The organism is Sphingomonas sp. (assembly GCF_031380695.1).
Classification (GTDB): Bacteria; Pseudomonadota; Alphaproteobacteria; order Sphingomonadales; family Sphingomonadaceae; genus Sphingomicrobium.
In genome coordinates this window covers 1-10,361 of record NZ_JANMWY010000082.1, presented here as the reverse complement: position 1 = coordinate 10,361, position 10,361 = coordinate 1, and the positions used below count along the sequence as shown (strand labels likewise).

General features: G+C 64.6%; 12 protein-coding genes. 2 read left to right on the top strand and 10 right to left on the bottom strand.

What is annotated here, in order from left to right; translation table 11 throughout:
* Window positions 1–15 precede the first annotated feature (15 nt).
* The 8 genes from RMN84_RS03200 to RMN84_RS03165 all read right to left on the bottom strand — a co-directional run bounded on the left by RMN84_RS03200 (window position 16) and on the right by RMN84_RS03165 (window position 6,249).
* Window positions 16–444, bottom strand: coding sequence for a MucR family transcriptional regulator (locus tag RMN84_RS03200; RefSeq protein ID WP_309610761.1), 429 nt, complete (start codon window positions 442–444; stop codon window positions 16–18).
* 101 nt (window positions 445–545) lie between these two features.
* A complete protein-coding gene (locus tag RMN84_RS03195) occupies window positions 546–1,037 on the bottom strand; it encodes a GNAT family N-acetyltransferase (RefSeq protein ID WP_309610760.1) in 492 nt (163 codons plus the stop codon).
* Window positions 1,034–1,702 carry a tRNA (adenosine(37)-N6)-threonylcarbamoyltransferase complex dimerization subunit type 1 TsaB gene (gene tsaB, locus RMN84_RS03190; protein WP_309610759.1) on the bottom strand — a complete coding sequence of 223 codons (669 nt, stop codon included), beginning with the start codon at window positions 1,700–1,702 and terminating at the stop codon, window positions 1,034–1,036. The genes RMN84_RS03195 and tsaB overlap by 4 nt, the downstream gene beginning before the upstream one ends.
* 18 nt (window positions 1,703–1,720) lie before the next feature.
* A complete protein-coding gene (locus tag RMN84_RS03185) occupies window positions 1,721–2,299 on the bottom strand; it encodes a NifU family protein (RefSeq protein WP_309610758.1) in 579 nt (192 codons plus the stop codon).
* An 84-nt stretch (window positions 2,300–2,383) separates the two neighbouring features.
* Window positions 2,384–3,304 (bottom strand): 3-hydroxyisobutyrate dehydrogenase, encoded by a 921-nt coding sequence (mmsB, locus tag RMN84_RS03180; RefSeq protein WP_309610763.1) that lies wholly within the window; start codon window positions 3,302–3,304, stop codon window positions 2,384–2,386.
* A complete protein-coding gene (locus tag RMN84_RS03175; protein WP_309610757.1) occupies window positions 3,288–4,064 on the bottom strand; it encodes an enoyl-CoA hydratase in 777 nt (258 codons plus the stop codon). The genes mmsB and RMN84_RS03175 overlap by 17 nt, the downstream gene beginning before the upstream one ends.
* On the bottom strand, window positions 4,061–5,110 hold the full coding sequence (locus tag RMN84_RS03170; protein WP_309610756.1) for an enoyl-CoA hydratase/isomerase family protein: 1,050 nt from the start codon (window positions 5,108–5,110) through the stop codon (window positions 4,061–4,063). The genes RMN84_RS03175 and RMN84_RS03170 overlap by 4 nt, the downstream gene beginning before the upstream one ends.
* A complete protein-coding gene (locus tag RMN84_RS03165) occupies window positions 5,107–6,249 on the bottom strand; it encodes an acyl-CoA dehydrogenase family protein (RefSeq protein ID WP_309610755.1) in 1,143 nt (380 codons plus the stop codon). Before RMN84_RS03165 ends, RMN84_RS03170 begins: the two co-directional genes overlap by 4 nt.
* Before the next feature lie 157 nt (window positions 6,250–6,406).
* Between RMN84_RS03165 and RMN84_RS03160 the strand changes: the two genes are divergently transcribed.
* Window positions 6,407–7,405, top strand: coding sequence for a class I SAM-dependent methyltransferase (locus RMN84_RS03160; RefSeq protein ID WP_309610754.1), 999 nt, complete (start codon window positions 6,407–6,409; stop codon window positions 7,403–7,405).
* On the opposite strand, the gene RMN84_RS03155 is transcribed toward RMN84_RS03160, so the two are convergent.
* Together RMN84_RS03155 and RMN84_RS03150 are read right to left on the bottom strand one after the other, a co-directional pair.
* Window positions 7,402–7,872 (bottom strand): RidA family protein, encoded by a 471-nt coding sequence (locus tag RMN84_RS03155; RefSeq protein ID WP_309610753.1) that lies wholly within the window; start codon window positions 7,870–7,872, stop codon window positions 7,402–7,404. The two genes, RMN84_RS03160 and RMN84_RS03155, sit on opposite strands and share 4 nt — an antisense overlap.
* Entirely contained in the window at window positions 7,788–9,206 is a 1,419-nt protein-coding gene (locus tag RMN84_RS03150) for an aldehyde dehydrogenase family protein (RefSeq protein ID WP_309610752.1), read from the bottom strand. Before RMN84_RS03150 ends, RMN84_RS03155 begins: the two co-directional genes overlap by 85 nt.
* 168 nt (window positions 9,207–9,374) lie before the next feature.
* Between RMN84_RS03150 and RMN84_RS03145 the strand changes: the two genes are divergently transcribed.
* On the top strand, window positions 9,375–10,361 hold a 987-nt coding region (locus tag RMN84_RS03145; protein WP_405051428.1), incomplete at its 3' end, for a M20/M25/M40 family metallo-hydrolase.

Genomic DNA, 10,361 nt, shown 5'->3' with positions numbered 1-10,361 from the left:
GGAGGATCATTGCAATCAACGCGAATTGGCGGTCGTCGTCTTGCGGCGCTTGGTGCCAAGTCCGATCGACTTGTCGAGCATCCGGCGCTGTTCGGCATAGTTGGGCGCGACCATCGGATAGTCGGAGCTCAGGCCCCACTTCTGGCGATACTGGTCTGGAGTCATCTGATAGTGGGTCATCAAATGACGCTTCAGCATCTTCAGCTTCTTGCCGTCTTCGAGGCAGACGATATAGTCCGGCTTGATCGACGAGCGGATCGAAACCTTGGGTTCCTGCTTGGCTTCCGGTGCTGCGGTCGGCCCGGTCAGGGCGGCCAGCGCGCCATGCACGTTGGAGATGAGTTGTGCCAGATCGTTGACCGAAACACTATTGTTGCTGACGTGCGCGGCGACGATGTCGGCCGTGAGCGTGATCAGCGTGTCGCCATTGCTATCGATGTCCATGTCAAAATGTCCCGAGCGTATTTGAGGAGCGTCTGCCGCCAGATTGGACAGTGCCAAGATCGATTAGCGCTTGTCATCGGTTTAGGCAATATTGCTTGTCGTTAAACTTCTCTGCTTGCCCGAACCAATGTAAGCGCATCGAACAGCTCGCCGTTATTGCCCCGGTAATAGTTGCGGCGACGGCCGGCCAATTTAAATCCAGCCAGCTGATACATGGCGATCGCGCCATTACCGTCGCGCACTTCGAGGTGCAGCCGCGTCGCCCCCCATGTCGTCGAATGGCTGATGAAATGATCGATCAGCGCCTTGCCGATCCCGCAGCGACGGGCGTGTGGAATGACGCCGATCAACAGCAGCTCGGCCTCGTCGGCGACGGTCCGCAGCAGAGAAAAGCCCAGCGCCTCGCCGCGTCCGCCACGCGCCAGCATCATCACCACGCCCGACATCGGCAGGATCCCGGCGCATTGCGACCGCGTCCAGGCTTCGCCGAAATCGGGCGAGAAGGCCTGCTTCATGATGCTCATGACATCGTCGAGATCATCCGCGCCGGCGGTCACGAGGATGACCTCGCGTGGCTGCGGCGCGCTGCTCATGCCGCCTTGGGCCGGGCATCGGGGGCGCGGAGGTAGAGCGGAGTCGCGGGCAGGGACCGGAGGAGCGGTGGCAGGCGCATGGCGAAGCGCGCGCTCGGCAAGAGCAATATTGCCTTGCCGCCGCCGCGCGCCGCGACCAGCGCAGGCGCTCCGCTGCCGACGACAAAATCCTCGAGATGGGTTTCAGCGGCAGCGACGGGCGGCAGGTTGGCCATCTCGCCGAATGGTGCAAAAGGCGAGCGCGCGAAGGATTGCACGAACAATTCGCCGTGGCCGCCCGCCATCGCCACGACCAGCGGCCCCTCGCCCGGCGCCGAAGCGGCGAGTAGCGCCAGGCTCGGCATCCCAACCAATGCTGCATCCCAGCCGATCGCCAGGCCGTGCGCGGCGGCGATTGCGACCCGCAATCCGGTGAAGCTGCCGGGGCCGACTCCGACAAGGATGGACTCCGGCCGACGCCCACCCAGCATCTGTTCGATCATCGGCACCAGCCGCTCGGCGTGACCGCGATCGATCACCTCGTCGCGCGAGTCCAGAAGCGCGCCGTCCTCGTCGAACAGCGCGGCGGTGCAGGCGGCGGTCGAACAGTCGAATGCGAGGATCAGCGTCGGGTCTCCTGGCCGTAAACCGGCGGCCAGATTGAGCCGGTAATGCAGCGAGGGCAAGCCCTTGCCACCCGGCCTTCAGACCGCCTCGATCGACTCCACTTCCGGGACATAATGCTTGATCAGGCCTTCGATGCCCTGTTTCAGTGTCACCGCCGACGACGGGCAGCCCGAGCAGGCGCCCTGCATGGCGAGATAAAGCCGACCGTTACGATAGCCGCGATAGACGATGTCGCCACCGTCCTGCGCCACCGCCGGGCGGACGCGGGTCTCGATCAACTCCTTGATCTGTTCGACGATGTCGGCGTCGGCGGGATCCTCCTCGACCGCGAACCCCTCGTCGCGCGACACTTCGATGCCGTTGGCGCTACCGGGCGCAAACAAGGGCGCGCCGGTGATGAAATGATCGAGCAGGATGCCGAGGACGTCGGGCTCAAGCTCGTTCCAGTCGGCATGCGACGCGGCACTGACCGACACGAAATCGCGGCCGAAAAATACGCCATCGACATCGCCGGTCGCGAACAGCGCGGCGGCGAGCGGGCTGCCCTCCGCCGCCACGACATTCGGAAAATCGCGGCTGCCGGCGGTCATTACCGTCTTGCCGGGAAGGTATTTGCGGGTCGCCGGGTTAGGCGTGCGTTCGGTTTCAATAAACATTGGCGGTTTCAATAAGCATTGGTGGTCTCGATCAACATAAGCGCGATGTGGCCCCGCGCGAAGGCAACATCAAGCCCGCGCGTCCTAAGCGCCGGCGGGCACCACCCAGCTATCGTCGATCATCTTGATCAGCGCCGAGAAGTCCTTGCCCGCGCCGCCACGGTCGGCGAAGCGCTGGTACAGTTCCTCCGCCTCGCCGCCCATCGGCGTGTAAGCGCCGGCTTCCTTCGCGGCCTCCATTGCCAGTTTCAGATCCTTGAGCATCAGCGCGGTGGCGAACCCGCCCTCGTAATCGCGGTCGGCCGGTGTGTCCGGCCCGACCCCCGGCACCGGGCAGTAACTGGTCATCGACCAGCTCTGGCCCGACGCCTTGGACGAAATATCGTAGAAGGTCTGCAGGTCGAGCCCCAGCTTCTGCGCCAGCACGAACGCCTCGCACGTCGCCGCCATCGTCGCGCCGAGCAGCATGTTGTTGCAGATTTTCGCTGCTTGGCCCGCGCCCGCCCCGCCGGCGTGAATCACCGCCTTGCCCATCTGGTCGAGGAACGGCTTGGCGCGAGCGAAGCCTTCGTCTGACCCGCCCACCATGAAGGTCAGTGTGCCGCCATTGGCCGCCGCGATCCCGCCCGAACCGGGGGCATCGACCATGGTATAGCCTGCTGCCGCCGCCTCGCCCGCGACCGTCTTGGCGGTGGCGACGTCGATCGTCGAACAGTCCATCAAGATGGCCGATTTCGGGGCGTTGATCAGCACATTGCCGCGATAGACGTCGGCGACATGCTTGCCCGCCGGGAGCATCGTCACGACCGCCTCGGCCCCGGCGAGCGCCTCGTCGGCCGATCCGACGGGGGTGCAAGCCTTACCCCGGGCCCGCTCCAGCGCCACTTCGCTCAAGTCGAACGCGCGCACCTCATGCCCCGCCTTGGCGAGGTTCGCCGCCATCCCGCCACCCATGTTGCCAAGCCCGATAAATGCCACGCGTGCCATGCTATTTCCCTGTCCAATTGCCCGGCCGTTTCTCGACGAAGGCGGCCATGCCTTCCTTCTGGTCCGCGGTCCCGAACAGCCCGTGGAACAGCCGCCGCTCGAAGTTGATGCCTTGCGCCAGCGGCAGTTCGAACGCGGCATTGACCATTTCCTTGGTCGCGATCGCCGCCAGCGGGGCCATGCCGGCAATCGCCTCGGCGGTTTTCATCGCCTCCTCGACCAGAGACGCGGCCGGCACGACCTTCGCCACCAGTCCCGCGCGCTCGGCTTCCTCGGCGCCCATCATCCGCCCGGTCAGGCACATGTCCATCGCCTTGGCCTTGCCGATCGCGTGGGCCATCCGCTGCGACCCGCCCATGCCCGGCGTCACGCCCAGCTTGATCTCCGGCTGACCGAACTTGGCCGTGTCCGCAGCGATGATGAAGTCGGCCATCATCGCCACTTCGCACCCGCCACCCAGCGCGAAACCGGCCACTGCCGCGATCCACGGCTTGCGCGTGGCCGTCACCTGCTCCCACCCGGCAAAGAAGTTGCCGCCATACATATCCGCGAAACCCTGCGCCTGCATTTCCTTGATGTCGGCTCCGGCGGCGAACGCCTTTTCGGAACCGGTCAGCACCAGGCAGCGCTGGCCCTCGTCCGCGTCATAGTCCGCGAACGCCGCGATCAGGTCGCGCAGCACCGCCGAATTGAGCGCGTTGAGCGCCTGCGGCCGGTGGAGCGTCACCAACGTCACCGCGCCGCGTTGCTCGACCAGGATGGTTTCGTAATCGCTCATGTCATCGTCTCCGGAAAAGGCGTCCACGGTACCACGTCGGGCGCGAACAGTTCATCGAGCATCGTGTTCGTCACCTCGGACGGCGTCGCTGGCTCCCACTTTGGCGCATTGTCCTTGTCGATCAGCAGTGCGCGCACGCCTTCGCGAAAATCATGAGTGCCCCCGACCCGGTGGGCCAGCGCGTGCTCGGCAACCATTTCCGCCGCGAAATCGATCCGCTTCGCGCCCTCCGCGAGCAGTCGCAGCGACACCTTGCACGACAGTGGCGACTTGGCGCGGATCGTCGCAGCTTCCTTGGTCGCCCAGTCCGACCCGTCGCCGTCGAGCGCGGCTAGCGTCTCCTCCAGCGAGTCGCTTGCGAACAGTTTGGCGATTGCCGGCAGATTGGCCGCGACTCGCGCCTCGGGCGGCGGGGTCGCCGCCGCGCCCAGCGCCTCCTCGACCCGGCCCGGCGCGGCGATGATCCGTTCGATCAGCGCGGGCAAGTGCGCGCCCGCGACATAATGAGTCGCAAGCCCCAATTCCTTGCACTCCGCTCCGTCGAGCCGCGCGCCCGTTAGCGCCAGGAACTGGCCGACCCGCGCCTCCAGCCGCGACAAATACCAGCCGCCGCCGACATCAGGGAAGAACCCGATAGTCGTTTCGGGCATGGCGAAGCGGCTATTCTCGGTCGCGACGCGATAACGGCACGGCAGGGCAATGCCAACCCCGCCGCCCATCGTGACTCCGTCCATCATCGCAACGACCGGTTTGGGATAAGTGAACAGCAAATGATTGAGGCGATATTCTTCGGCGAAGAAGGCGCTCGCCTCGCTGCCGTCGCCACCGCCCAACCGCGCGAGGGTCACGATGTCGCCCCCGGCACAAAAACCGCGCCCCTGGGCATGGTCGAGGATCACCGCCTGGATCGCCGGATCGTCACGCCATGCCAGCAGCGCCGCGTTCATCGCTACGCACATCGCCTGGTTCAGCGCATTAATCGCGTTCGGCCGGTTAAGACGCAGCCGCGCCACCGCGCCTTCGACGCAGCACAGGACCTCGCTCACTGGCGCAACAAATCGCGGCTGATGATCATGCGCATGACTTGGTTGGTGCCTTCGAGGATCGAGTGGACGCGCAAGTCACGCCAGAAGCGTTCGATCGGGTAATCTTGCAGATAGCCATAGCCACCGTGCAATTGCAGCGCGCGGTCGACGATCGAACTTCCATTATCCGTAGCCAGCCGCTTGGCCATTGCCGCGAATCGCGTTTTGTCGGGCGCGTTGTCGGTCACCTTGGCGGCCGCGAGGTACAACAGGGCGCGCGCCGCCTCGAGGTCGGTCGCCATGTCCGCGAGGGTGAACTGTGTCGCCTGGAAATCGGCGATGGCAGTGCCAAACTGCTTGCGCTCCTTTGTGTAAGCGACGGACTCGTCGAGGCAGCGCTGCGCCCCGCCGAGCGAACAGGCGGCGATATTAAGTCGCCCGCCGTCGAGTCCCGTCATCGCGATGCGGAATCCCTCGCCCTCGCCGCCGACACGGTTGGCGACCGGCACGCGAACCTCGTCGAAATTGACCTGGGCAGTCGGCTGGGAATGCCAGCCCAATTTTTTCTCCGGCGCGCCGAAACTGACGCCCGGCATGTCCTTCTCGATCACTAGGCAGGAAATGCCCTTGGGGCCATCCTCCCCGGTGCGAACCATGGTAACGTAGATCTCGTTCTCGCCGCCGCCGGAGATGAATGCCTTCGACCCCGACACGACATAATGGTCGCCGTTCAACACTGCCCGCGTCTTGAGCGCCGCTGCGTCCGACCCTGAACCCGGTTCGGTCAGGCAATAGCTGCCGATCCGGTCCATCGGGATCATCGACGAGAGGTACTTCTCCTTAACGTCGGCCGAGCCGAACCGGTCGATCATCCACGCCGCCATGTTGTGAATCGAAATGAAGGCGCTGGTCGAGGGGCAGCCATAAGCCATCGCCTCCATGATCAGCGCCGCCTCGAGCCGCCCGAGCCCGATCCCGCCGCTCTCCTCGCTGACGTAGATCGATCCGAAGCCCAACTCGGCGGCGGCGCGGATCGTGTCGCGCGGGAAGATGTGATGTTCGTCCCACGCGGCGGCATGCGGCGTAATCGCATCAGCGGTGAACTTGCGCGCCATCTCCTGGATCTGGCGCTGGTCGTCGGTCAGGTCGAATATGGTCATGCTGAACGTCCCTAGCAGAGGGCCGGTCGGCTCTGCCAGACCCCTTCGATGTTCCAGCATAGGACGGTGTCGCTCGATGCCACGACCCATCCGTCTTATGATCGACAACAAAGACTGCTTAGCGAATCGCTCTTCACCAGGCGGAAAGCAAAGTGGCATGTCAGGCATTACGGACGAAGAACTTCAGCCCATGATCAGCGAATATGTCCACGCGTCCGATCACTCGGATAGTGGTGTACCGCCGCGATTCGGCGAAAAGATGAATCATGACCGCTGGTCCGCCGGCATTCGGCGGGTCTGCCAAATGGGTGACTTCAACGGCAAACATGTGCTCGAGGTCGGCTGCGGCTTCGGCTGGGATGCGGTCGGCCTGTCACTGATCGGCGACAACCAAGTCGTCGCGACCGACATCCTCCCGTCGATGATCGACGGCGTCGAGCAATGTCTCGCGAAGGCTAGGGGCAAGCCGCTCAACGTCACGCCGCTCCAGGGCGACATCTGCACGCTCGACCTGCCAGCCGAGAGCTTCGACGGCATTTATTCGTCAGAGGCAGTCGAGCATGTCCACGATCTCGGCGCGATGTTCGATCGCTGCTTTGCGCTGCTCAAGCGGGGCGGCACAAGGATCATCATCAACGACAGCAATCGCTTCAATACTGCCTTTCGAGAATCGACGTTCGACGTGTGGAAGGAACGCGACGAATCATGGGAACATGCTGACTGGCTCAAGCGCGAAATCCGTCCCGTCGACCATAAGGACGCCAAGCCCTATGGTGCGATGCGGGCCGAAATCATTGATGTTGTTGCACCGGGGATCGACGCTGCCATCCGGGACAGGCTGATCGCCTCGACCGCAGGCATGATGCGCTCACAGATTGAAACCGCGGTTCCGGCGGCGTTGGCCAGCGGAGTCTATCCCGACCGCCCGACCTTCAGCTGGTGCCGCAACCCTGAGACCGGCGAATATGCCGAGCGATTGCTCGATCCGTTCGAGATGAAGGAGATGCTGAAGGCCGCCGGGTTCAAGGTCACCTTGCAGCATTTGTTCCGCAAGTTTCCGCATCGCCTGTTGAACAGCTTCGCCTTCCGACCGCTCAACGAGTTCCTGTTCGACCATTGCCCGCAATTTGCGCTGGTGGCGCACAAGCCGGGCTAGACGACGACCGCCTCGGCCTCGATCTCCACCAGCCACTCAGGCCGCAGCAGGGCTGCAACGACGACCATCGTCGCGGCGGGTCGGATGTCGCGGAACAGCTCGCCGTGGACCGCGCCGACCGCGTCCGCATCTGCTGCGTTGGTGATCAGCATCCGAGTCCGCACGATATTCTCGATCGATCCGCCGAGGTCCTCGATCGCGCGGACGATGATCGCGAAGCAGCGCCGCGCCTGCGTATCGGCGTCGCCCGGCGTCGAACTCCCGTCAGCTTCGACCGGGGCGGTCCCGGCGATGAAGATCCGCTCGCCGACGCGCACTGCCCGCGCGAAGCCATATTCGGCTTCATAGGGCGAGCTGCCCCTGGCGTGGCGACGGATCGCGATCAGCCGAGCTTCGCGATGACGTCGCCGAACAACACTTCGTCGCTCGGTAGCGTCTTGGCCACTGCCAGCGGCTTCGACACCCATGTCTCGTTGATCAGGTCGCGCCAGGTGATGTTGTTGTTGGTGCCGTTGCCGCCCCAACTCCCGCAACCGAGCGAGAAGGTCTGGCGCATGCCGTTCCACAGATTGCCGCTGTTCGACGCCGATTGCGGCTGGTTGACCATCACCCGGCTGGTGCGCGTTGCCTCGGCCAGCTTCATGATGTTGGCGTCCGACCGCGAATAGATGCCGCAGCTGTGGCCCTGACCCTGATAGGCCTGGATGCGGTTGGTCAGATCAATCGCATGGTCGAGGTCCTTCGCCCGATACACCGCCATCGTCACCGTCATCTTCTCGCCCGAGAAGGGGTGGTCGGGCCCGGCGCCGGTTTCGTGGACGATGAAGAATTGCGTCCCCTCCGGCACCGCAAAACCGGCATAGTCGCCGATGAACTTGGGCGTCTGCGCGACGACCTTGGCATTGATGTGCCCGTCGACCCAGATCGCACCCTGCAGCTTGGCCTTCTGATCGTCGTCGAGCACCAGTCCGCCCTTGCCGACCAGCTTGGCCAGCATCTCGTCATAGATCGCGTCGACCAGGATGACGGCATTGTCGCTGCTGCACGACGCGGCGAGGTCGAGTGTCTTGGACAGCCGGATCTTCTCCGCCGCGTCGTCGAGGTCGGCGGTTTCGTCGACTGTGATGACGGCATTGCCCACGCCCACGCCCAGCGCCGGCGTCCCGCTCGAATAAGCTGCCGTCACCATCGCGCTGCCGCCCGTTGCCAGGACCCGGTCGCACTGCCGCATCAACTCGTTGGTCTTCTCGACCGAGGGAATGTCGATGCTCAGCACGATGTCGGCCGGCGCGCCCATCTTGACGATCGCCGCGCGCATCAGGTCGCAGATCAGCTTGTTGGTCAGTTTGGCGCGCGGGTGCGGCGCGACGATGATCGAATTGCGGCCCTTGACCGCCGAGATCGCCTTGATCACGGGCGTTGCTTCGGGGTTGGTCGAGGGCGACAGCGCGCCGATGACGCCGACCGGCTTGGCGATCTTGACGATGTTGCGGACCGGATCCTCCTCGATCACGCCGACCGACTTGTCGTCGATGATGTCCATCAGCGTGGCGCGAGTCTTGCGGAAAATCTTGAGATATTTGCCGTCGTAATTGCCGAGCTGGGTCTCGTCGACGGTCTGCTGCGCGATCATCTCGGCGACGCCCGGCTTGGCCACGGCCCACACCATCGCCCGAATCAGCGCGTCGACCTGCGCTTGCGAATAATGCGCGATCTGCTCCTGCGCGGCGCGCGAGAGAGCGACCAGTTCGGCAATCTCCTCGGCTTCGGAAGACTGGACGGTCTTGAGGGCGGTAGCCATTCCATCAACTCCTGTGTTGACCGATCGAGCGCGGACGGAGCTTGCGGCTACTCGATCGGATCGGCGAATGCGGATTTCACGGCCGCCTTGGCACTGACCATTTTGCCAGTCAACGCCCGCAAAGGCAAAAGGATTTGCTGGCGACCCGCGACCGGCTAGACGACGTCCATGCCCTTGTTCCTGCTTACGGCGCTCGCCGCCACCGCCATGCCATCCCCCGACGCCCGTCTGCGCGCGATGATCGCCCCGGTCAGCGCCGCCCGCCTCCGCGCCACGGTCACCACGCTGGTCGGGTTCGGCACCCGCCACACGCTCTCCTCACAGACCGATCCGAAGCGCGGCATCGGCGCCGCGCTCAATTGGGGCGAGGCGGAGTTCCAGCGTTATTCGGCGGCGTGCAGCGGGTGCCTCGTCACCGCTCGCCCTTCGACCACCGTCCAAGGCGAGCGCGTCCCGACGCCGACCAAACTCACCAACATCATCGCCGTCCAGCGCGGCACCGAACGCCCCAACGACGTTGTCATCATCACCGGCCACATCGACAGCCGCGTGACCGATCCGATGAACGCCACGTCCGACGCGCCCGGCGCCAACGACGACGGCTCGGGCAGCGCGGCGGTGCTCGAAGCGGCGCGGGTCCTGTCGAAGCACAGGTTCCCCGGCACGATCGTCTATGCCTTGCTCTCGGGCGAGGAGCAGGGGCTCTATGGCGGCAAGCTCATGGCGGAATACGCCAAGGCGCAGGGTTGGAACGTCGTCGCCAACCTCAACAACGACATCATCGGCAATGCTTGCGGCTCCGACGGCGTGTGCGACTCGACCCACGTCCGCGTCTTCTCCGAAGGCCCGCGCTGGCAGGGCCGCGAGGAACTGGCCAAGGCGCAACGCAGCCTGGGCGGCGAGAACGACTCCCCCTCGCGCAACATCTCGCGCTTCCTCGACAGCCTCGCCGACCGCCTCGCCATCGGCCTCGACGTTCGCCAGATCTGGCGCAACGACCGCTTCGGCCGCGGTGGCGACCACACCGAATTCCTTAACGCCGGCTTCCCCGCCGTGCGCCTGTCCGTCGCGGTCGAGAATTACCGCCAGCAGCACCAGGACGTCCGCACCGAGAAGGGCGTCGTCTATGGCGACACGATTGACGTCATGGATTTC